The organism is Natronohydrobacter thiooxidans (genome assembly GCF_001884735.1).
Classification (GTDB): domain Bacteria; phylum Pseudomonadota; class Alphaproteobacteria; order Rhodobacterales; family Rhodobacteraceae; genus Roseinatronobacter; species Roseinatronobacter thiooxidans_A.
In genome coordinates this window covers 80,251-101,703 of record NZ_MJAP01000002.1, presented here as the reverse complement: position 1 = coordinate 101,703, position 21,453 = coordinate 80,251, and the positions used below count along the sequence as shown (strand labels likewise).

Here is a 21,453-nt window from a genome sequence, read left to right as displayed (position 1 = left end):
AGTGGAATGGCTTCGGGTGCGGTCGCACCGCACCCGGTACGGGATTAACCGAAGGCCAGCGGCCGGAAATCGGCGGTCAGCTCGATCTCGGGGAAGTCAGCATTCGACACCAGATCAAGCTGGAACGGGAAGCGCTCTCCGGACACCATGTTCCATTGCCCGCCTGCCAGCCCGCTGACGGTGCAGTTCGGAACCGGCCCGGCGGTGAAATCGACCTTTCCGACAGCGGTATCCGCGACCAGCTTCGGCAGGGTTGCCGCCATGAGCTCCTTGTCCTTGGGATCGCCCGACTGCGCGGCGAGCGCCAGGGCCGCGTCAAACAGCGAGGCCGAGGCCCCCAGCGCCTGCGCCCATTGGCGACCCGTCGCGGCCTCATAGTTCGCGCCCAGATCCGCGTTGCTCAGCCCGGCTGCGGCAGAGCTGAAGGGGAAGGCCGGGTGCCAGTAAACGCCGGTACACAGACCATGCCCCAGATTGCCAAGCGCCTCCATCTCGGCGGCGAACAGCCCCGCCTTGGCCATCTGCATGATCTTCATACGCTGCGCGAGCCCGCGCTGCGCGGCTTGCCGCCAGAAGACCGGGAAATCGGGCGGGAAGGGGAAGCACACGACGATATCGACCTCGGCAGAGCGGAAGGCGTTGATATGGGTCGTGAAATCCTGGGTCATGTTCTCATAGGGACCGGGGTCGATGATCTCCCATCCGGCCTCGGCCATGCGCGGCAGCAGCCCTGCACGGATTGCGTTACCATCGGCATCGGAGGGGATCAGCGTGCCGACACGGCGATTTGTGTCCAGAAGCGACCATTGCCCGGAATAGAGGTTCAGGAAGTTCCCGGTTCCGAAAGAGAAGTGATATGTCCATTTGAAGCTTTGCGTACCGGGCTGGCCGCCGCGCCCGAAGTAATAGGCTTCCCACGGTGCCACGGTCGAAAGGCACGGCGTGGCCCCGGCTTCACAGGCATCCGAGACCGGGTTGACGGTTTCGGGCGCGGAATGGGTCAGGATCAGATCGGGCGCGGCAGAATTGATCATGTCGCGGGTGATCTGGCTGGCGCGAACCGGGTCGGACTGGGTGTCGGCAGTGATGATCTCGACCTGCATATGCTTGCCGCCAACCTCGATCCCGCCCGCCAGATTGGCGCGCAACTGCTCGATCAGCCAACCGTCATGGGCGCCGAAGATACCCAGCGGCCCCGATTGCGGACCGATATAGCCAATACGGAACACCGCGGCCTCTTGTCCCAAGGCGCGCGTGGCGACAAAGGGTGCGGCCAGCGCGGCCCCGCCCAGCATTGTAAAGCGACGGCGGCTGATGGCCGCTTCGGAAAGTAGCTTCATGATTTCCTCCCTTGGCTTATTGGTGGGGCGCCAGGCATCAGAGCTCGGCGCCCCCGGTTGATCAGAACTTCACGGGTGTGAAGATATTGACCTGTAGCTTGGTGCCGCCCGCCTCGTTTCTGGCGCGCACGTCATGCATGAGGTTCACGTTCAACTCGGTCGGGCCGAACCGTCTGGAGTAACCGATGCCGACGGCAAGCGCCTCGGACCGGTTGCCCCCGGCAAAGACCGCGCCGCCGATAGTGTCGGATTTCAGCTGCTTGCGGTAATAGCCGACCAGACCCAGGCTATGATTCTCAGCAACAGATTTCATTGCGGTCCAGTTGATCAAGATCTCGTCGCCGGACTTGAAGTCATTGGCGCGATTGCGGCCATACCGGAAGTAATTGGCATGGACCGAGGCATTCCAGCCGTCTTTCAGATAGCTGAACCCGACATCCAGACCGGTGGTGAGCACGTTATTGCCCAGATTTGCCTGTCCCAGCCCGTTATACTTGCCGGTCGGAAGGCCAAAGCTCAGCCCGGTCTGCACGAAAACGCCGGGGGACAGCATCCAGGATACATTGAAGGGCGAGATCGTGATATCGCCGACACCGGATCTGCTGGTGCCTGCCACCTTCAGATTCACCAGCGGGACAAGCGCCATCGCGCGATATGTGCCGCCAAGGATATCGAGGCCCGGAACCCAGTGGAACTGCAGCACTGTCGCCTTGGCATCCAGCGAAATGGGCAGCTTGTTGCCGGCCCCGTCATAGATATCGCCGAAGAAGATTTCGTTGCGGCTGGAGAAATACAGCCCCGGCGGCGGGTTGGCGCCGACCGGCACGGCAACTGTCGCGCCACCGGGCATTGCCGCCGGGGTGCCCGGTTCGCGGGCCAGCGTGGGGCCAGCCAGCAGTGAAAGGCCAAGCGCGGCCACTGCGAGAATTTTCAATGTCATCCTGTTCCTCTTCCCTTGTTTTCTTGCGCGGCAGGCTTCCCTGACCGGCGTTCGTTTCGGGCCCTGATCTTTCAGGCCCCGAGCGACAGGTGCAGCCGCGCAAAGGCGCCTGCTTCGTTCAGCGATTGCATCCCCTCCTCCAGGAAAGGCGCGAAAAGCTGATGGTTGTGGCACATGCCGTCCCAGACACGCAGGGTCACCGCGCCACCGGCCGCCTGCATGCGTTCTGCCAGCGTCTCGGAATCCGAGCGCAGAAGCTCCCAGCTGCCGACATGGATCAGAGTTGGCGGCAAGCCGGTCATATCGGCGTCAAACGGGGTAACACTTGGCGAGAACGGGTCGGTTTCGCCCAGATAGAGATAGTTGAACACCTCCATCAGGCGCCGGTCCACCAGCGGCGCATCTGCCATTTCGCGATGTGAGACGCCTTGCCCTGCCAGATCGAGCGCAGGTGACATCAACACCAGCGCGGCGGGCAATGGCAATCCTGCATCGCGCGCCCGCACTGCCGTGGCGAGCGCCATATTGCCGCCCGCCGAATCCCCGGTCAGAACCAGATCCGGGCCGGAATAGCCTTGCGCCAGCGCCCATTCATAGGCCGCGAAAACATCATCATGTGCAGCCGGTGCCGGGTCTTCCGGCGCCAGACGGTAATGCACCGACAGAACCGCGCAGCCGCTGGCGCGCGCCAGGTTTGATGCGATCACCCGATGCGAGCGCGGTGAGCCAAACAGCCAGCCGCCGCCATGCACATAGATCACCAGCCGCCCTTCGGGCGCGCCGCCGGGGCGCAGGATCTCGCAGGCGATGCCGTTTATCGCTATCGGCTCTACAGCTACCCCCTCGGCGGTCGGAGTGGGGGCCATCATTGCCTCGAACCAGTCGCGCATGGCCTGCGGGCCGTCTGTGGCGGGCGGCGGCGGATTCTCCGCGCCCATCGCCAGAATTGCGTGTAATTGTTCTGTCGACATCTGAGCGCTCAGGTGTAAAGCGCGTCGATGCCACCATCGACAGGCAGGTTGATGCCGGTGATCCAGCGGGCTGCGTCCGAGCACAGGAACAGGATGGGCGGCGCGATCTCGTCGGCGATGGCGGGGCGCTTGATATTGGCGGCGTCGGCGGCCACGCGCTCTTCGCCCAGCATCTGCACGAATTCGCCCAGGATCGGGGTCATCACCGGCCCCGGCGCGACCGAGTTCACGCGGATGTCATGGTCCATGAACAACCGGTAGCCGCGCTTCTTCGTCCAGACGACAAGCGCTTCCTTGAAATACTGGTAGCAGGTTTCCTGAGGAACCGGATTGTCTGCCAGCCATTTCAGGCCCGCTGCGAAATCCGCTGTCTCGGCCAGCGCCTTGTGCGCATCCAGCCGTGCCTGCCAGTCGAAGCCGAGGATGGAGGTGACATTGACCACTGCCCCCCCGCTCAGGCGCGGCACCAGGGCTTCGGTCAGATGGCGCAGCCCCAGATAGTTGACCTTGGCCACAAGATCACGATCCGCGAGACCAGAGATCCCCGCCGCGTTCACCAGCGCATCGACCCGCTCTGGCAGCGCTGAGACGGCCGCATCAATGCTTGCGGGATCCGACAGATCTACCTGAACGAAACCATCGAGTGTAATCGCGGGATCATTACGATCCATACCGATTACCTTGGCGCCCATGAAGCGGGCCAGACGCGCGGTTTCCGCACCAATTCCGGACGACGCCCCGGTAATGACGATTGTCTTTGATGTCAGTGACATATTGATTTCCTTTGGGTAATGCGGGCCACCCGGCCCGGAGATGTCCGGGCGGCCCAAGTCACTCTGCGACAGGGAGAAGTGCGTCGCCGAGTGTCAGAACGGATAGACGACGGCCTGAGGACGAGTGGTTACCCAGACCCATTGGGTGAATTCTTCCCAGATGGCCGGGCCAGAAATCCGCGTTCCATTGCCTGATCTGCCCCGCCCGCCAAAGGGCGCGAAGGGGCTGGCCATCACGGTCTGATCATTGATGTGCAGATGGCCGACCCGCAGCCGGTTGCCAACGGCCCTCGCGCGGCCCAGATCCTGCCCGATGATCCCGGCGGCCAGCCCGTAATCGGACATATTTGCCAGTTCAACAGCATGGTCATCATTGTCATAAGCGACAACCACAGCGACCGGCCCGAAGATTTCCTCGCGGAAGGCGCGCATCTCGGGGGTCACGTCGGCCAGAACCGTGGCGGGGAACATCCGCCCTTGTGGTGTGCCGCCCGCCAGAAGCCGCGCGCCCTTGGCGACGGCATCATCGACAATGCCGCTGATGCGCGTGGCTTCATGCTCTGAAATCAGCGGCCCAAGGGCGCATTGATCGCTCGCCGGGTTGCCGACCGGCAGGCGCCCGGCTTTGACAGCAAGTTCTTCGGCCAGTTTATCTGCTATTGCTGCAGGAGCAAGAATCAGACCTGTCGCCATGCAGATCTGCCCCTGATGCAGCCAGGTGCCCCAGGCGGCATTTGCGGCGGCAGCGGTGAAATCGGCGTCATCCATAATGATCAGCGCGTTCTTCCCGCCAAGTTCAAGCTGCACGCGCTTGAGGTTGCGGCCACAGGCTTCGCCAACCTTTGCCCCGATTTCCGGCGAGCCGGTAAAGCTGACCATGGCGATATTCGGGTCTTCACACAGGGCCGCACCGACATCGGCGGCACCGGGAACGATATGCAGCAGGTCTTTCGGCAGTCCGGCTTCCTCGAAGATGCGCGCGATGATGATGCCGCCGGTAATCGGCGTGCGCGGGTCGGGCTTATGGACCACCGCATTGCCTGTGGCAAGTGCCGCCGCGATCGCGCGGATTGACAGGATGAGCGGAAAGTTGAAGGGCGAGATCACAGCCACGACGCCATGCGGGACGCGCAGCAATTCCTCGTGACGGCCATCCTGGCTGGGCACAAGCCGCCCGGCCGGTTCGACCGCCGCCGCCGCCGCCGCGCGCAGGAAGCCTGCGGAATGCTCGATCTCGATCCCGGCTTTGGGCGGGATGGACCCGGTTTCGCGGATGATCCAGGGGATCAGTTCCTCGCCGTTGCGCTGCAGGATATCCGCCGCTTCGTTCAGGATGCGCGCCCGCTCATGCGCGGGCGTCGCTTCCCAGCCCGGTTGCGCGGCGCGTGCTGCTGCCGCTGCCCGTACCACATCGGCCGCAGACGCCTGTCCGACCGATGCGACCAGGCTGTCATCCCCCGGCGCCATGATCCGTCCCGCCCCATGTTCCCCGTCGGTCCAGCCGCCAGAGTAGATTTTCCCTTCCCATGCGTGCTGAGCGATGAAGCCGTGCTGTGCACCATCCATGGCTGTTCTCCTCCCTTGGTAAATATCAGGGCATGCAAATGCCTGCCTCCCGCGACAATCCAACATCTTGAAAGTCGTTTACTTCAATAAATATTTTCTGATGTAACAGAAGTCAAAAATAATACTTTGAAAACAAAGTTATAAAGGAATTTATTGCGTTGCAGCAAGTTTCATGCTTTCATGAACTGTCCTGAAAATTGCGTGAAATGATGAAAAGCCGTATTTCTCTGACCGAAGCCTCCCGTCGCGCACCGCGAATCACCGCGCGCGGCGACAGCCGCCTTCTGGAAGAAGGCGCTCCGCCGACATTTGCGGATCTCGCAGGCGCTCTTCAGTTCGCCCTTGGCGATGGCCGCATCTGGCTGAATGACGAGCGCATGGTCATGATGCAGACTTTCGTCCTGGGTTATCTGCGTCGGCAGTTGATCGATACAATCGGGATCGATGCCGCGCGCACCCTTCTCTATCGCACCGGGTGGAGCCAAGGCGAAAAATACGCGGATCTCGTCCAGAAGCGCTTCAAGCAAAATGACCTGACCGCAGCGCTTGCAGCAGGACCGCGCGTGCACACGATGGAAGGCTTCGTCAAGGTCACAACCAAACGGTTCGAGTTCGATGTCTCGCGCGGTTACTATCATGGCGAGTTCCACTGGCATGATAGCACCGAGGCGCAGGAACACCTGACCCATTTCGGCATTTCGGATCAGCCCACCTGCTGGATGCAATGCGGTGCGCCTGCCGGGTTCACCTCGACGCTTCTGGGCCATCCTGTGATTTTTCGAGAAGTCGAATGCGCTGGGATGGGGGCGGAACGCTGTGTTGTCATCGGTCGCAATGCCAGCGCCTGGGAGGATGACCTGCCCGAACTCGCCATGATCGGACAGCCGCAGGCCAAAAAGCGCAAAGCGCCGTGGAATCCACCTGCGGCCCCTCCTCCGGTCGAAGCTCTGCCGGAAACCCCGCATCTGATCATTGGGCGGACCGTTGCGATAGAACGGGCGAAACGATTGCTCGAACGTGTGGCAGGCTACGATGAGCCGGTTCTCTTTCTCGGTGAATCGGGCACCGGCAAGGAGTATTTCGCCCATCGTCTCCATGATATCGGGCGCACGCCCGGCGGGGCGTTCATTTCGGTCAATTGCTCGGCCTGGGCCGACGGGCAGACGCCCCCGCCGCTTGTGGGACCGGACAGCGCGTTTGAAAGGGCCAAAGGCGGCACCTTGTTCCTGAATGATGTCTTCGCACTGCCGCTGGGGCAGCAATCGCTGCTGGCCAGCCAGCTTGGGCGGGAAGGGGAGCGCCCGCAGTTGCGTATTATGGCGGCGAGTTCCAGAGCTCCGACCGAAGCACTGAAATCCGGAAGCTTCCGCAGTGACCTGTATTACCGGCTATCAATCCTGCCCATTGTCATCCCGCCCTTGCGCGACCGGCGCGACGATCTGCCGATGCTGATTGCCCATTTTCTGGACCTGCACAGCCGCAAGCACGGCAAGCCCTTGCGCCAGATCTCCGGCACCGCCATGGGGCTGTTGTTGCGCTATGATTTCCCCGGCAATGTCCGCGAGCTGTCTAACCTGATCGAGCGCGGCGTGATCTATGCCGAACCCGGCGGCGATCTCGAAATCTCGCATCTTTTTACCGGGATCGAGGAACTGCCCGAATTTGTCGAAGGGCTGCATGTTTCTGGCCGCATCGTGCGGCGAGTGACCGGGCAGGCTGATGCGCCTGAGGGGATGACCTTTACCGAGATCGAGGCCGAAACCTATGACAAGGCTCTCCGGGCCGCCGATGGAAATGTTTCTGCGGCGGCCCGCACACTTGGGCTGTCGCGCGCGAAACTCGAATACCGGCTGAAGAAATACGGGTTGCTGCCGTAACCCATTTAGTCAGAATCTGTCTGTCAGCGCAGCGGGTAGAGCAGCGTTCACGTCGGCTTGGCAGACTGAGCATAGCGACCCGGCGGACCGGATCGCGGGGGTGGTTATGATGCCGGGGGCCCCACCTATAGGCCCCCGGCTGCTGAATTTTCCCCATCATAGAACGGGGTGGGGCAGTCAGAGCCCGCCGAAATGCAGCGCCTTGGTTTCAAGATATTCCTCGATCCCTTCCTGTGCCCCTTCGCGCCCCAACCCGGACGCCTTGACACCGCCGAAGGGCGAGACCTCGCTGCTGATCAGCCCGGTATTGAGCCCGACCATGCCGAACTCCAGCGCCTCGCCAAAGCGGAAGGCGCGGGCCATGTCGCGCGTGTAGAAATAGGCCGCCAGACCGAAGGGCGTGCCATTGGCCAGGGCCAGCGCCTCGTCCTCGGTTTCAAAGCGGAAGATCGGCGCGACCGGGCCAAAGGTTTCCTCTTCCGCCAGCAGCATTTCAGTGCTTGCGCCTGCCAGCACCACCGGGTCAGCAAAATGCGAAGGCAGATCGCGCGGCAGGGTCACGCGGGTTGCACCCTTGTCCAGCGCATCTGCCACATGGGCGTTGATCTTGTCGATGGCGGCAGTGTTGATCATCGGGCCGATATCCACAGCCTCGGTCCCCGCGCCGACGCGCAACTCATCAACGCGCTTCGCCAGCGCAGCCACAAAGGCATCATGGATGCCGGATTGCACAATGATCCGGTTGGCGCAGACACAGGTTTGCCCGCCATTGCGGAACTTGGACTGCATCGCGCCTTCGACCGCGGCGTCAAGATCGGCGTCATCGAAGACGACAAAGGGCGCGTTGCCACCCAGTTCCAGGCTCAGGCGCTTGAGCGTCGGCGCGCATTGCTCGGCCAAAAGGGCGCCGATGCGGGTCGAGCCTGTGAAGGAAAGCTTGCGGACCACCGGGCTGGCGGTCAGGGTCGCGCCGATGGTTGCGGGCTTGCCGGTCAGGATGTTCAGCACGCCCGCCGGGATACCGGCGCGCTCTGCCAGCACGGCCAGCGCCAGCGCCGAATAGGGGGTGAAATCCGAAGGTTTCACCACCATCGTGCAGCCCGCAGCCAGACCGGGCGCGACTTTGCGGGTGATCATGGCGATGGGAAAGTTCCAGGGCGTGATGATCGCGCAGACGCCCACCGGTTCCTTCATGGCAAAGATCTTCTTGCCCGCCGTGGGCGAGGGGATGATCTTGCCGTTGATCCGCCGCGCCTCTTCGGCGAACCAGCGCACGAAGCTGGCGCCATATGCCACTTCGCCGCGCGATTCCGACAGGGGCTTGCCTTGCTCGGCGGTCAGGATCTGCGCGAGATCCTCGGTATTTTCCAGCATCAGCGTGTACCAGCGCATCAGGATATCAGCGCGTTCAGCATGGGTGCGGGCACGCCATTCCACCATCGCGGTTTCAGCACTCGCGATGGCGGCCAGAGTTTCCTCGGCAGTGCAGTCCGGCAATTCGCCCAGCACCGCACCCGTCGCCGGGTTTGTCACCGCCATATCAGGGCGGGCCAGCCACTGGCCGCCAATCAGTGCGGCATTGCGAAAGAGATCGGGATCTTGCAGGTTCATAGGGGCTTCTCCAGTGTGGCAAGGGTCGGCGCGAAACGGTTTTTGGGGATGCAGTGTCATGCGGGTTTCTCCAAAGCGGTCAGGATGGCCGTTGTGATCTGATCGGTGGAATGGCGGCCCGGCGCGGTGCCGATGCCCTTGGCTGTGACGGCCTCTATGGCGGCCATGACGGCCTTTGAGGCGGTGGTTTCACCCAGATGATCGAGCATCATTGCCGCCGACCAGATCGCCGCGATCGGGTTGGCGATGCCGCGGCCTGCGATATCGGGCGCCGATCCGTGCACGGGCTCGAACATGGATGGGCCGGTGCCATCGGGACAGATATTCGCGGAAGCTGCGAAGCCCAGTCCGCCCTGAATGGCCGCGCCCAGATCAGTGAGGATATCGCCAAAGAGGTTCGAGGCCACCACCACGTCAAGGGTTTCCGGCGCCATCACCATTTTTGCCGCCATGGCGTCGATATGCATCAGTTGCATGGTCACATCCGGGTAATCGGCGGCAACTTCTCGCGTCACCTCGTCCCAGAACACCATCGAGTATTTTTGTGCGTTGGATTTGGTGACCGAGGTCACATGCCCCCGTCGCACCCGCGCCTGATCAAAGGCGAAACGCAGGATGCGCTCAACGCCCGCGCGGGTGAAGATCGCGGTTTCGACCGCGACTTCATTGCTCATGCCCTGATGCACGCGACCGCCGGCGCCCGAGTATTCGCCCTCGGTGTTTTCGCGGATGCACAGGATATCGAAACCGGAGGATTTCAACGGGCCTTCAACCCCCGGCAATAGCCGGTGCGGGCGAATGTTGGCATATTGATTGAAGGCTTTGCGGATCGGCAGCAAGAGCCCGTGCAGCGATACGGCATCGGGCACGGTATCCGGCCAGCCGACCGCGCCCAGATAGATCGCATCAAACCCGCGCAGGGTCTCGATACCGCCTTCGGGCATCATCGCGCCGGTTTGCACGAAATGCGCGCAGGACCAGTCAAAGCGCGTTGCCTGCACGGAAAAGCCATGGTTGCGCGCGGCGGCCTCGACCACTGCCATCGCCGCGTCGGTTACATCCACGCCGATCCCGTCGCCGGGGATGAGCGCCAATCTGTGGGTTTTCATCGTATTCTCCCTGAGGGCCTAGAATTCAGCCACCTTGCCCCATTGGCTGCGTTCGAAACGTGCCAGCCGGTATTGCGTCACTTCGGTGATAGGTTGGCGGCCAAGCAGCATATCGGCGACCAGATGGCCGACGCCGGGGCCAATCCCGAAGCCGTGCCCCGACAATCCCGCTGCCAGAACCAGTCCGGGAATGCCGATATCGGAATCGATCACCGGCACGCCGTCGGGGGTACTGTCGATATATCCGCCCCACGCGGCCTGCACCGGAACATCACGCAGGGCGGGCAGCAAGGCGCGGGCGCGGCGCAGTGTCAGGTTGATCTGGCTTGCCGAAGGGCGCGGGTCCAGAACCCGCACGCGCTCCATCGGGGTGGGACGGTCCAGCGCCCAGCGGCGGCGGGTCTCGAACCCGGCGGTCCAGGCTTGCGCCCCACCGGGGCGAAGCGCGCGCCAGCGTCGGGCGAACATCGGCACGAAATGCCGCGCGCCCATCAGGGCACCCGGCGTCGGGTCGAGGTTGGCACGGCCCGAAATGGCCAGCGTATAGCCGCCGTCCGCGCGCCGCGTGACCGACACCGGCGCGGTATGCAGCGCATCGGGCAATCCCTGCGCGCCCGGAGCCACCGAGAGGATCGAAGCGCGTACCGATGCCTGCGGAAAGGCGATGCCCAGCTGATAGAGGAAGCTCGCGGCCCAGGCCCCGCCCGCGACCACGACAGAGCGCGTGCGAATGGTGCCCTTTTCGGTGATCACCCCGGCGACGCGCCCGGCCTCCAGTTCCAGCCCGCGTGCCGCGCAGTCCTGCACGACCTGACCGCCCAGCTTTTCCACGCCCTTTGCGATCATCGGCGCGGCGCGGGCCGGATCGGCGATGCCGTCACTGGGGGCCCAGACGCCGCCCAGCCAGCTTTGCCCGGTGGCCGCACCGCGCGCGGCGGCCTCGGCCGCCCCCAGCATATGCGTCTCCACCCCCTCGCCACGGGCAAAACGGCCCCATTTTGCCCAGCCTTCGATCTCGGCGGCGTCGTTGGACAGATAGAGCAGCCCGCAGCGGGTGAAGCCGAGGCTGTCCCCGATTTCCTGTGCCATCTCTTCCCACAGCGCAAGGCTGCGGGTCGAAAGCGGCAATTCGCGCGCGTCGCGGTTCTGCTGGCGACACCAGCCCCAGTTGCGGCTGGATTGTTCGGCCCCGACCGCGCCCTTTTCCACCAGCACAACCTTCTGACCGGCGCGCGCCAGCCAGTATGCCGCGCAAACGCCGACAATTCCGCCGCCGATCACCACGCTATCGGCAGAGGGGGGCAGGTCATGCTGCGTGGCAATGGCAAGTAATGGCGCTGTCATGCTCGGTCCTTTCCGTTGCCACGATCCTAGACACCGCAATCAAGCGGGTTGTTTCGGAGTTGGGACCGCAAACGGCATTTCCTGTTGAAATTTGTGGATAAATGGAGTGCTGTGAACCAGCGGCCCCGATGCGCCGTCATTCTGGCAGCCTGATGCCAGTACGAGGACAGACAATGACGACGCACTATAAACTCGACCGTATTGACATCAAAATACTGGCGGTCCTGCAACGCAATGGCAGGATAACCAATGTCGAACTGGCCGATGAGGTCGCCCTGTCTCCTTCGCCCTGTCTGATGCGGGTGAAGAAACTGCAGCAGGCGGGCTATATTACCGGCTATTCTGCCCAGATCGATCTCGCGCGGCTTGGACAGACCTTGACGGTGTTCACTGAATTCACGCTCAAGAACCACCGCCAGATCGATTTTGCCCGGTTTCAGGAGGCATTGGAGAAGATCGACAGTTGTGTGGAATGTCATCTTATCTCGGGCGGGTACGACTATCTCGCGAAATTCGTCACCGCCGGGATAGACGATTACCAGTCGATCATGGAGGGGCTGATCGACCGCGAGCTCGGGATAGACAAGTATTTCAGCTTTGTCGTGCTGAAATCGCCTTTCAGCAAACAACATATCCCGCTGTCGCGTCTGTTTGCTGACCCGAATTGAACTTCGGATCAATAGCCCCTTGCCTGATCGACAAGTCCGGGGATAGGTGCGCCCTGCCGCAACGCCTGCATCACCGTCAGAGCATGGCGTGCGCCCTCCAGCGCGTCGGTCTGCGCGGCAATATGGGGCGTCACGATGATCCGCGGATCGCTCCAGATCCAATGCTCTGTCGGCAGAGGCTCGGGGTCGGTCACATCCAGCATGGCGGCGGAGAGATGCCCTGCGTCAAGCGCCGCGCGCAAGGCCTGCGCGTCGAGATGCGCACCGCGTCCGGCGTGGATCAGGCCCGCGCCCGCAGGCAGTTTCGCCAGCGTTTCGGCATTCAGGATGCCCCGTGTCTCGGGCGTGAGCGGCAACAGGCAGATCAACAGGTCGCTGCGGGCCAGAAAGGCATCGCGTTGGGACGCCGCAAACATCGGCACCGTCCCGGTGCTGCCGGTCCGCGACAGGCCCGCAACATCGAAGCCCAGCGCCTGCAAGCTGCCTGCGACCAGCCCCCCGATCCGCCCCATCCCCATGATGCCGACCCGCCGCGACGTCGACAGCCGCACCGGATGCGTACGCCATTCACCCCGGCCCGCCTGGTCGATATAGAGCGGCATGTCGCGGTGCAGCATCAGCGTCGCCATCACCACCCAGTCACGCACCATGGCCTCGATCCCCGGAGCCAGCGTCCGCGCCAGCGCGACGCCCTGCGGTAGCGCGGGCAGATGATCCACCCCGGCTCCGACCGAGAGCACAAGTCGCAGGTTCGGGTAGCGTGACAAGTCCGGCGGGGTCCAGCAGGCGATGGCCGTCACCTCGGCTGGGTCGGTGACAGCATCTTCGCCTGCGATGAAGGGCTCGCCTGCCTCGGCAAACAGCTTTTGCCAGATCGGCAACCGCGCGGGCGTGGTGTGAAACAGCAGCGCCATCAGCGCAACACGGCGCGAATTTCGGGGTCTTCGAGCGTAAGGTCGAGCACCTTGCCGGTGCGTTCGACGATCGCGTCGATTTCCTCGGCGGTGCAGCACAGCGGCGGCGCGTAGCCGAATACCCCTTGCGGGAAAGCGCGGATCACCAGCCCCTGCTCCCAGGCGCGGTCAAAGAGCCGCGTCGCGGCATTCAGTTCGGCAGGCAGGGGCGTCTTGGCCGCCTTATCGGTGACAAGCTCGACTGCGGCAAGCATCCCGCGCCCGCGCACATCGCCGACCAGCGGATGATCGGAAAGGCTGCGCAGCCCTGCTTGCAGACGCGCGCCCATCGCGCGACCGTTCTCCAGCAGCCCGCCCTCATAGAGGGCAAGCACCTCCAGCCCGACGGCAGCCGAGACAGGATGCGCCGAATAGGTGAAGCCATGGCCCACCGCCTTGGCCCCGGCGCCTTCGGCGATCACCTCATAGACATGATCCGCCATCAGCACCGCCCCCATCGGCACATAGCCCGAGGTCAGACCCTTGGCCACGGTCATGAGGTCAGGCACGATCCCCTCATCCTCGCAGGCGAAAAGCGGCCCGGTACGGCCAAAGGCGGTGATCACCTCATCTGCGACGAACAGGATGCCCAGTTCGGCGCAGACCTCGCGCATGGCCTTGACCCAGCCATCAGGTGGCACCAACACCCCGCCCGAGCCCTGAATCGGTTCGACATAGAAAGCGGCGACACGCCCGGCCCCGATTTCTTCGACCTTGGCGCGCAGTTCCGCCACCGAGGCCGCGATCACCGCCGCCGGATCATCGCCCAGCGGGTTGCGATAGAGCGCATGCGACGAAATTTTGTGCTGCCAGTCAAACGGGATGCCGAAGCCATCATGAAACAGCGGCAGCGCCGTCAGCCCCGCCCCGGTGCTGGAGGAACCGTGATAGCCCGACGCCACCGAGATAAACTGGTCTCGCTCCGGCTGGCCCTTGGCATGCCAGTAGTAGCGGATGAAGCGGATCGTGCTGTCCACCGCATCCGATCCGCCAAGGGTGAAATAGACATGGTTCAGATCACCCGGCGCGCGTTCTGCCAGCGCTGCGGCCAGCCGGATCGGAGCCTCAGCGCCCAGATCGAAATAGCCGGTGGCATAGGGCAGTTCGCGCATCTGGCGCGCTGCGGCCTCGACGATGCTCTCCTGCCCATATCCGGCGTTCACGCACCACAGCCCGGCAAAACCGTCGATAAGCTGGCGGCCTTCGCTGTCGGTGACAGTGGCACCTGTGGCCGAGGTCAGCAGCCGCACGCCGCGCGCCTCATGCCCGCGGAAGGAAGACACGGGATGAACGAGGTGACGGCGGTCAAGTTCCGTAAGAGAATTGGCAAGGGGCGTTTTGGTCAGCATGGGAATCTCCGATAGCTCAGCCGAGGGCTTGCGAGATAAGAGCGTGGGTCTGCAGGTTGCTTTGCGGGCGGGGCCGTGGTGCGCGCACCATCGCCGTTCCGCCGCCCGACCTTGACAGGCCAAGAGTTTCGACAAAGGCGGCCAGCCCCTGATCTTCGGGCATATCAATCCGCAGGAAATGCCCGGCCAGATGGCTCGCGGCAGCGGCGATCAGCGCGCGGGCGGTGGCGGCATCCTGCGCCACAACCGGGCCAAGGACGTGGCCCCGGCCAAACGGGCGCAGCAGGGCAAAACCGCCTTCGGTTGTCAGGGTCTCGCCCATCTCCGCGATACGCGTCAGCAGGGGCTGGCGCTGCATCCCGCTGGCGGCCAGGTCCATCGCGGCCAGCATGTCAATATCGGCAGGGCCGACGCAGACCGGTCGCTCGGGTGGGGTTGCGCGGGCCAGCCCCTGAAGCTGCACGATACGTCCGGCCTCGGAAAAGCCCAGTTTGCGATAGAGCGGCAGCCCCTCGTCGGTGGCGACAAGGCGCATCTCGCGATCCCCCGCCAGCGCGATGATGCGCTCCATGACCTGCCGCCCCAACCCCTGTCCGCGCATGGTTTCATCGACGATGATCATGTTGAGCGTCGCCACCGGCCCGTGAAAGGAGCACAGCCCCGTGCTGACGACGCGGCCGTTCGAGACGGCCGCAACCCCTTGCGATACCGACAGGCCAAGCGCCCAGTCTTCGATCCGATGTGGCCAGCCCGCGGCCTGCGACAGGGCCAGCGCACCGGGCAGATGGGCCTCGGTGAAGGGCGCGATTTCGAGGGCAGTCGGGGCAGATGTAACAATTTCGGTCATGGCAGGTTTCCCTGTTTCGTTTCCTCTAGCCTACGCCTTGGGGCACGGAATCTTTGTCCTGTTCCCGCCTTGGTGCGGCAGTTTGCGCCACGGCTCGCAAACCATGCCGCAGAAAATGCTGTCAGTCGCTCAGGGTTTCGCCCAGACGCCGGATCAGCGCACAGGTTGCGTGCAACTCGGTGCGGGTGAGGTATTCCTCGGGCTTGTGGGCGCGGGAAATGTCGCCCGGTCCACAGATCACGGCGGGAATGCCAGCAGCCTGAAACAGACCGGCCTCTGTGCCATAGCTGACCGCCCCCAGAGGCTCCCGCGCGCTCAGCCGCGTGATCAGGGCCGCCAGCGGATGATCGGGCGCCAGCGCCAGCGCGGGATAGCGTGACAGCAGCTCGACATCGACGCCCGCAGCTTTCGCGGCGTCGATCACCGGGGTCAACAGGTCTGACGGGTCCACCCCGGCAATGGCGCGGGCCTCGATCTCGGCCTGCGCCGAGTCGGGGATGATATTGATCGCCTGCCCCCCCGCAAGAGTTCCGATCTGCAAGCTCGACCAGGACGGGGCAAAGCGCCCGTCCTGTGGACCACTTTGCAGCGCCTGCGCCTGTTCCACTGCTGCCGCAAGCACCGGGACCAGATGATGCACCGCATTTCGCCCCAGATCGGGACGCGAGGAGTGCCCGGCAACGCCCTTCGCGCTCAGCCGGATGGCCGCCTTGCCCTTATGCGCGAGTACCGGTGTCAGGTTCGACGGCTCGCCGATAATCGCGCCTGCGGGCGGGGCGCAGAGTCCGGGCAGTGCCGCCAGCAGATGCGGCACGCCGCGACACCCGGCCTCTTCGTCATAGGAGAGCGCCAGGTGGATCGGTGCGCGCAGCTTCATGCGGGCAAGTTCGGGCACCATGGCCACAGCAGCGGCAACAAAGCCCTTCATGTCGCAGGCCCCGCGCCCGATCAGCCGCTCGCCGTCCTCGCGCAGGGTGAACGGATCGCCGCGCCAATCGGGTTCAGAGGCGGGCACGACATCGAGATGCCCCGACAGCACATAACCCGGCCGGTCCTCCGGGCCGATGCTCGCGAACAGATTCGCCCGGTCGCCTTCGGGCCCCGGCAGGACATGGACAGACAGGCCCTGCACGCTCAGCCCCTCACGCAGGAAGTCGATGATCGGCGCATTCGGTCGTCCTACGACACTGTCGAAACCAACCAGACGCGCCAGCATCGCCTCGGGGGTCAGGGTCTGAAAAGTCATGTCATGGGTCCTCCTGTCATCCTGCCCGAAACCATGCCCTGCCCCGGTCAGAAGGGGCGGGTTTGTTTTGCCCGCATCCGGCAGGCTGTGCCGCGACGTGCCGCGGATTCGCAATTTCCTGCGCTTGTCCTGCCAGATGCAGCAAGCTCTGTCGCGGCGAGGGGGCAATCATGGAGTATCAATCGCAACCCGGAGACCGCCATGACCTTTCGCCCGAAATTTGTCAGCTTCGACTGCCACGGCACCATGATCTACTTCGACATGGCTGGCGCCGCCCGCGACCATTACGGCGCGCAGCTTTCCCCCGAGAAGATGGAAGAGTTTATCCGCGACTTCTCTGCCTATCGCCTTGACGAGGTGATGCAGGACTGGAAACCCTATGCCGAGGTCGTCTACAATTCGCTGGAGCGTACCTGCAAGCGCAACGGCGTGGCCTTCGATCCTGCTGTCGCGGAAGAGATCTATAACCGCGTACCGACCTGGGGGCCGAATCCCGACGTGCCCGAGGGTCTGGCCAAGGTCGCCAAGGAAATCCCGCTGGTGGCACTGACCAATTCGATGAATGCCCAGATTCCGCATAATATCGCGAAACTCGGCGCACCCATCACCCATGTCCTGACCGCTGAAAGCGCCGGTGCCTACAAGCCGCATATGCGCGCCTTCGAGTATATGTTCGACACGCTGAACGCCGGTCCCGAAGATTTCCTGCATGTCTCGTCAAGCTTCCGCTATGACCTGATGACCGCGCATGATCTGGGGATCAAGAACAAGGTCTGGGTCAATCGCGGCCACGAGCCTGCAAACCCCTATTACGGCTATACCGAGGTGGCGAACGTCTCGTATCTGCCCGGCGTTCTGGGGCTCTGAACCATGAAACTCGCCTCCTACTGGCACGACACGGCTCCCGCCTTTGCAGGCGGGCATGCCGGGCCGGTCGAGGGCCGCTATGACGTGGCGGTGATCGGCGCGGGGTTCACTGGTCTCAATGCCGCGCGCAAACTGGCGCGGCAGGGGGTGAAGGTCGCGGTGCTTGACGCTGCCCATGTCGGCGCCGGTGGGTCGGGGCGCAATGGCGGCCATCTGAATAACGGCGTGGCCCATGGTTATGGGGATGCCAAGGCGCATCTGGGGGCGGAGCGCGCGAAGGCGCTCTATCAGGCCTATGACCGCTCGATCGACATGATTGAGGATGTCATCGCCGAGGAAGGCATTGCCTGCGATTTTCGTCGTTCTGGCAAGCTGAAACTGGCATCAAAGCCCAGCCATGTTGCGGGGCTGCAGGCCAATCAGGAACTGATCGCCCGCGAGGTTGATCCTGACACTGCCTGGCTGGACCGCGCCGATCTGGCGGGTGAAATAGGCTCGCAAGCCTTCCACGGTGCGGCCCTGTTCCGGAAATCCGCCATGATGCATATGGGCAAGTACCTGACCGGGCTGGCTGATGCCAGCCAGCGCCACGGCGCCACGATCTGGGAAAACACCCCCGTCACCGGGCGCAGGAAAACCCGCGACGGGTGGGAACTGGAAACCCCGCGCGGGCGACTGGCTGCGAATACTGTGATCGCGGCGACGGGGGCCTATTCAGCGCAGGTGCCGGGGGCGCCGCTCGGCCATTTCCGCAAGCGCATTATCTCCATGGCGTCCTTCATCATCGCGACACGGCCCCTCACAGAGGCCGAGGTGGCGGCGACGATGCCGGGCAACCGTACCTGTGTCACCTCGCTCAATGTCGGCAATTATTTCCGCCTGTCGCCCGATAACCGCCTGATCCTTGGCGGGCGGGCACGGTTTTCGGCAGTGTCAGACCAGAGATCCGACGCGAAATCCGGCGAGTTTCTGCGCGCGGCGATGGAAGGGATCTTCCCGCATTTGTCAGGCATCGAGATCGACTATTGCTGGGGCGGGCTGGTCGGGCTGACCACCGATCGCTTCCCCCGTGCGGGCGAGGCCGACGGGATGATCTATGGCATGGGCTATTCCGGCCACGGGGCGCAGTTGTCCACATTGCTGGGTCAGGTACTGGCCGATCTGGCGATGGGGCGCAGGGATACCAACCCGCTGGACGGGATGGACTGGCCCGCCGTGCCTGCGCTGAATGGCAAGCCCTGGTTTCTGCCGCTGGCGGGGATGTGGTTCAGGCTGAAGGATCGGCTGTCGTGACAGGATCGGCGGGGAAGATCCCGCCGTTTTCCTTTTTCAGCTTTCAACTAGCCCAACGAATGGGCAGCAAGACCATAGGTCTTCAAACCTTCGCTCGCGCGGCGCTGCGGGCCAAGGCGCATTTCGGTAACGGTGTCGAACTCCGGCAGTCCGGAGTCGGTCAGAAACCTGCGTAGCCCCTGCCCCGCGCAGGGCGTGTCAACCCGCACAAAGCTGCCTTGCGCCTGACGCATCAGACTGGCGGCGATCAGCATGGCCAGCGCTTCGCTATCGGCCACCAGCGGGCCGATGACATGCCCCTTGCCGAAGCGGCGCATCAGGGCAAAGCCACAAGGTTGCCCGCCGCGCATGGCGACCAGCCCGGTCGACACCCCCAGAAGCGCGTCAAGAACTGCAGTGCGGCTGGCGCCGAAGGCGCGCGCATCCATCTGAGCGATTGCGGCACTGTCCTTGGCACTGATTACCGCCAGGTCGACCCCGGCCACCGAATCAACCTGCGCCACGGAACCGACCATGCCCTGATGCTGATAAACCATCCCGACATCGACAAATCCGGCGCTTCTGTAAAGCCGGTAGCCCGAGCGGGTGGCGTTCAGTCGCAGGTCACGCCCGTCGCAATCTTCCAAGATCCGTTTCATCAAGGCGCGCCCCGCACCTTGTGCTTGCAGGCGCGGCGGTGTGACCATCATCCCCATCATGGCGAAATCATCCCCCATCGGGAAATGCATGGCCGAGCCTAGCGGGCGTCCGATTTCATCCAAAGCAATATAGCCTTTCCCGAGCCGGATCAGCAGATCAATATCACTTTCGCGGTGAGGCCAATGCACACTGACCGTCAGTTCATGCAGCAATGCACGCGACTGAGCGGTGATCGGCTCTATCTGCGCTTCGAAACTGTCAATGCGGAGCGTGTTATTCATGCGGTTTATCCCGAAAACACCGGGCAGGACCGGAGCGAGATCCCGTTGCTTGCTATTCCCTTCGGAACGATAGCGCAACACAAGTTCACCTCGCAGGTCCGGCTTGACCCGATTACCTTAGCATTATGCCGAGCATAACCTGCCCCGCGCGGCAGGTTCACCCGATTTCGGACATAGTTTGGAAGTTTATGCGCCACCAGCTCTTGGTTTTCGTGTCGCGCCCAAGGGACATGTCCCGGAAAGCGCACAGAGATCGAGCTTGCATCCTTGCACCCAGCGCATAGGTGGTGGCCGCCCGTGCTGGATGATGCCGAGCGGTAAGGCGCTGATTCTCACTCCATTCTCTCGGCTTTGGGTGCTGTATTCCCGGGCAGTTATCCGCCTGATCATCTTGCGCATCGCGCCATCGCGCCATCGCGCCGTCGCGCCATCGGGCTTTTCGACCCTCTTGCTTCCACGGGACTGCGCGGCATAAGAAAGCCCGCCTGTTGGCGGGGACAGGATTTGGAGACTATTTGGATATTATGACCGGGTATCGCGCGGATCCGCACAATCGATTACGCGCATGACGCAAGGCGGGGTCACCACGTCTGATATGGTCTGCCCTGTTTGCTTCATGCTCAATCCGTGCCCGGCGGATCGGTTCAGGGTGATTCTTCTCCCAAGAAGCCCTGTGCTTGCGACAATACCCTGTAGATGGCGGTGCATTTGCCTTGAAGTGCAAGATCCTCTAATATGCGCCGCGCCGTCGGGCAGCGGAGGTGCCGATGCATTCGCAGCAAGTCGATTTTGCACCAGTGCGATTTTCAAGCCGTAGATTGGCAGAACGGGATCGCTTGCCCGCCTTGCGGAGCTTCTGGGAGCGACAGGTCTTCAATGCCCGGATTGAACCTGTCGGTGAGACTCCGTTGCATATTGATGTGACAGTGCGCAGCTTGCCCGATCTTGTCCTTTGGTCCTCCGCCAGCTCGCCGCTGCGGATTGTCCGCTCTCCATCCATGGTGACAGACGGGGTTGAAGCGATCGGGCTGGTGGTCCCCTCCCATGGTTTCGTTGCCAGACAGAACGGGCATGAAGTCGAGGTTCGGCACGGTCAGGCCAGTGGGTTGATGGCTGAGGAGGCCTCGACATTCGCGTCCCGTTCCTTCGGAACGTTCCAGACCTTCTGCGTGACGCGCGCAACGATTGAACCCCTGGTGGTCGATCTGGATGCGGCACTCATGCGCCCCATGCCCACGCGGTCGGGTGCCTTTCGGCATTTGCTCGGCTATGTCGAATTCCTCAAGGCGCATTGGAGGACATTGGACCGGAGCGCGACACAGCTGGCGTCACGCCATCTGTGCGATCTTCTGGCCCTCGCATTGGGCGCGGGGCGTGATGCGACCGAACAGATTCGCGGGCGTGGTCTGCGCGCCGCTCAGTTGGCGTCGATCAAGCATTTTGTCAGCAAGCAGTCCAAGGATTGCGGCCTGAATATCGGTACTGTGGCGGCGCGGTTCAATCTGACACCGCGCAGTGTGCAAAGACTGTTTGAAACCGATGGAACGACCTTCACCAAATTCGTGCTGCACCAGAGGCTCGCCCATGCACGAAGGATGTTGAGCGACGCACGCTACAGCGGGTTCAGCATCACCACCGTGGCCTTCACCTGCGGCTTCAGCGATATCTCCTACTTCAACCGCTGTTTCCGCCGCCGCTTCGGTGCAACCCCCGGAGAGATGCGCAGCGAGGGGGGGCGACCGGCTGTCGCGGGGCTCTATCCCTGATCGCGCTTTCGCC

General features: G+C 63.2%; 18 protein-coding genes and 1 pseudogene. 6 read left to right on the top strand and 13 right to left on the bottom strand.

Annotated elements, in window-relative coordinates; all coding sequences use genetic code 11:
* Positions 1-44 precede the first annotated feature (44 nt).
* From BG457_RS01655 to BG457_RS01635, 5 genes are all read right to left on the bottom strand, one after another.
* Entirely contained in the window at positions 45-1,340 is a 1,296-nt protein-coding gene (locus BG457_RS01655) for an ABC transporter substrate-binding protein (protein WP_071795212.1), read from the bottom strand.
* 61 nt (positions 1,341-1,401) lie between these two features.
* Positions 1,402-2,280, bottom strand: coding sequence for a SphA family protein (locus BG457_RS01650; RefSeq protein WP_071795211.1), 879 nt, complete (start codon positions 2,278-2,280; stop codon positions 1,402-1,404).
* A gap of 71 nt (positions 2,281-2,351) precedes the next feature.
* Positions 2,352-3,251 (bottom strand): alpha/beta hydrolase, encoded by a 900-nt coding sequence (locus tag BG457_RS01645; RefSeq protein ID WP_071795210.1) that lies wholly within the window; start codon positions 3,249-3,251, stop codon positions 2,352-2,354.
* A gap of 8 nt (positions 3,252-3,259) precedes the next feature.
* Positions 3,260-4,024, bottom strand: coding sequence for a coniferyl-alcohol dehydrogenase (locus BG457_RS01640; RefSeq protein WP_071795444.1), 765 nt, complete (start codon positions 4,022-4,024; stop codon positions 3,260-3,262).
* Between the two features lie 93 nt (positions 4,025-4,117).
* Positions 4,118-5,590 carry an aldehyde dehydrogenase family protein gene (locus BG457_RS01635; RefSeq protein ID WP_071795209.1) on the bottom strand — a complete coding sequence of 491 codons (1,473 nt, stop codon included), beginning with the start codon at positions 5,588-5,590 and terminating at the stop codon, positions 4,118-4,120.
* 206 nt (positions 5,591-5,796) lie between these two features.
* Here BG457_RS01635 and BG457_RS20670 point away from each other — a divergent pair.
* Together BG457_RS20670 and BG457_RS01630 are read left to right on the top strand one after the other, a co-directional pair.
* Positions 5,797-6,147 (top strand): annotated as a pseudogene (locus BG457_RS20670) (XylR N-terminal domain-containing protein); the annotation flags it as partial.
* A 15-nt stretch (positions 6,148-6,162) separates the two neighbouring features.
* Positions 6,163-7,467 carry a sigma 54-interacting transcriptional regulator gene (locus BG457_RS01630; protein ID WP_245770911.1) on the top strand — a complete coding sequence of 435 codons (1,305 nt, stop codon included), beginning with the start codon at positions 6,163-6,165 and terminating at the stop codon, positions 7,465-7,467.
* A gap of 177 nt (positions 7,468-7,644) precedes the next feature.
* Here the strand turns inward: BG457_RS01630 and BG457_RS01625 are convergent, their stop codons facing one another.
* The 3 genes from BG457_RS01625 to BG457_RS01615 are packed head-to-tail and all read right to left on the bottom strand — an operon-like array spanning position 7,645 to position 11,531.
* Positions 7,645-9,078, bottom strand: a complete 1,434-nt coding sequence (locus BG457_RS01625; RefSeq protein WP_071795207.1) for an NAD-dependent succinate-semialdehyde dehydrogenase — start codon at positions 9,076-9,078, stop codon at positions 7,645-7,647.
* A 56-nt stretch (positions 9,079-9,134) separates the two neighbouring features.
* Positions 9,135-10,187, bottom strand: coding sequence for a tartrate dehydrogenase (locus BG457_RS01620; RefSeq protein WP_071795206.1), 1,053 nt, complete (start codon positions 10,185-10,187; stop codon positions 9,135-9,137).
* Positions 10,188-10,205: 18 nt separating this feature from the next.
* Positions 10,206-11,531, bottom strand: coding sequence for an NAD(P)/FAD-dependent oxidoreductase (locus BG457_RS01615; protein ID WP_071795205.1), 1,326 nt, complete (start codon positions 11,529-11,531; stop codon positions 10,206-10,208).
* Positions 11,532-11,704: 173 nt separating this feature from the next.
* Here BG457_RS01615 and BG457_RS01610 point away from each other — a divergent pair, with 173 nt between their 5' ends.
* Positions 11,705-12,199, top strand: coding sequence for an Lrp/AsnC family transcriptional regulator (locus tag BG457_RS01610; protein WP_071795204.1), 495 nt, complete (start codon positions 11,705-11,707; stop codon positions 12,197-12,199).
* A gap of 8 nt (positions 12,200-12,207) precedes the next feature.
* Here the strand turns inward: BG457_RS01610 and BG457_RS01605 are convergent, their stop codons facing one another.
* The 4 genes from BG457_RS01605 to argE all read right to left on the bottom strand — a co-directional run bounded on the left by BG457_RS01605 (position 12,208) and on the right by argE (position 16,594).
* Positions 12,208-13,113, bottom strand: coding sequence for a 2-hydroxyacid dehydrogenase (locus tag BG457_RS01605; RefSeq protein WP_071795203.1), 906 nt, complete (start codon positions 13,111-13,113; stop codon positions 12,208-12,210).
* Complete coding sequence (locus BG457_RS01600; RefSeq protein ID WP_071795202.1) at positions 13,113-14,501, bottom strand: aspartate aminotransferase family protein; 1,389 nt, start codon at positions 14,499-14,501, stop codon at positions 13,113-13,115. Before BG457_RS01600 ends, BG457_RS01605 begins: the two co-directional genes overlap by 1 nt.
* Before the next feature lie 16 nt (positions 14,502-14,517).
* Entirely contained in the window at positions 14,518-15,348 is an 831-nt protein-coding gene (locus BG457_RS01595) for a GNAT family N-acetyltransferase (protein ID WP_071795201.1), read from the bottom strand.
* Positions 15,349-15,469: 121 nt separating this feature from the next.
* The gene (gene argE / locus BG457_RS01590) at positions 15,470-16,594 is read right to left on the bottom strand and encodes an acetylornithine deacetylase (RefSeq protein ID WP_084657391.1); all 1,125 of its coding nucleotides are present in this window, start codon (positions 16,592-16,594) and stop codon (positions 15,470-15,472) included.
* Between the two features lie 201 nt (positions 16,595-16,795).
* Between argE and BG457_RS01585 the strand changes: the two genes are divergently transcribed.
* Positions 16,796-17,461 (top strand): haloacid dehalogenase type II, encoded by a 666-nt coding sequence (locus BG457_RS01585; protein WP_071795442.1) that lies wholly within the window; start codon positions 16,796-16,798, stop codon positions 17,459-17,461.
* Between the two features lie 3 nt (positions 17,462-17,464).
* Complete coding sequence (locus tag BG457_RS01580) at positions 17,465-18,754, top strand: NAD(P)/FAD-dependent oxidoreductase (protein ID WP_071795200.1); 1,290 nt, start codon at positions 17,465-17,467, stop codon at positions 18,752-18,754.
* 47 nt (positions 18,755-18,801) lie between these two features.
* Here the strand turns inward: BG457_RS01580 and BG457_RS01575 are convergent, their stop codons facing one another.
* Positions 18,802-19,674 carry a GNAT family N-acetyltransferase gene (locus tag BG457_RS01575; RefSeq protein WP_071795199.1) on the bottom strand — a complete coding sequence of 291 codons (873 nt, stop codon included), beginning with the start codon at positions 19,672-19,674 and terminating at the stop codon, positions 18,802-18,804.
* Positions 19,675-20,510: 836 nt separating this feature from the next.
* On the opposite strand from BG457_RS01575, the gene BG457_RS01570 reads away from it, so the two are divergent.
* A complete protein-coding gene (locus BG457_RS01570) occupies positions 20,511-21,440 on the top strand; it encodes a helix-turn-helix transcriptional regulator (RefSeq protein ID WP_175546698.1) in 930 nt (309 codons plus the stop codon).
* The last annotated feature ends 13 nt before the right edge of the window (positions 21,441-21,453 follow it).

Coding starts and splice junctions, on each gene's coding strand:
- BG457_RS01655 (WP_071795212.1), bottom strand. CDS start 1,340: ATGAAGCTACTTTCCGAAGCGGCCATCAGCCGCCGTCGCTTTACAATG.
- BG457_RS01650 (WP_071795211.1), bottom strand. CDS start 2,280: ATGACATTGAAAATTCTCGCAGTGGCCGCGCTTGGCCTTTCACTGCTG.
- BG457_RS01645 (WP_071795210.1), bottom strand. CDS start 3,251: ATGTCGACAGAACAATTACACGCAATTCTGGCGATGGGCGCGGAGAAT.
- BG457_RS01640 (WP_071795444.1), bottom strand. CDS start 4,024: ATGTCACTGACATCAAAGACAATCGTCATTACCGGGGCGTCGTCCGGA.
- BG457_RS01635 (WP_071795209.1), bottom strand. CDS start 5,590: ATGGATGGTGCACAGCACGGCTTCATCGCTCAGCACGCATGGGAAGGG.
- BG457_RS01630 (WP_245770911.1), top strand. CDS start 6,163: ATGGAAGGCTTCGTCAAGGTCACAACCAAACGGTTCGAGTTCGATGTC.
- BG457_RS01625 (WP_071795207.1), bottom strand. CDS start 9,078: ATGAACCTGCAAGATCCCGATCTCTTTCGCAATGCCGCACTGATTGGC.
- BG457_RS01620 (WP_071795206.1), bottom strand. CDS start 10,187: ATGAAAACCCACAGATTGGCGCTCATCCCCGGCGACGGGATCGGCGTG.
- BG457_RS01615 (WP_071795205.1), bottom strand. CDS start 11,531: ATGACAGCGCCATTACTTGCCATTGCCACGCAGCATGACCTGCCCCCC.
- BG457_RS01610 (WP_071795204.1), top strand. CDS start 11,705: ATGACGACGCACTATAAACTCGACCGTATTGACATCAAAATACTGGCG.
- BG457_RS01605 (WP_071795203.1), bottom strand. CDS start 13,113: ATGGCGCTGCTGTTTCACACCACGCCCGCGCGGTTGCCGATCTGGCAA.
- BG457_RS01600 (WP_071795202.1), bottom strand. CDS start 14,501: ATGCTGACCAAAACGCCCCTTGCCAATTCTCTTACGGAACTTGACCGC.
- BG457_RS01595 (WP_071795201.1), bottom strand. CDS start 15,348: ATGACCGAAATTGTTACATCTGCCCCGACTGCCCTCGAAATCGCGCCC.
- argE (WP_084657391.1), bottom strand. CDS start 16,594: ATGACTTTTCAGACCCTGACCCCCGAGGCGATGCTGGCGCGTCTGGTT.
- BG457_RS01585 (WP_071795442.1), top strand. CDS start 16,796: ATGACCTTTCGCCCGAAATTTGTCAGCTTCGACTGCCACGGCACCATG.
- BG457_RS01580 (WP_071795200.1), top strand. CDS start 17,465: ATGAAACTCGCCTCCTACTGGCACGACACGGCTCCCGCCTTTGCAGGC.
- BG457_RS01575 (WP_071795199.1), bottom strand. CDS start 19,674: ATGAATAACACGCTCCGCATTGACAGTTTCGAAGCGCAGATAGAGCCG.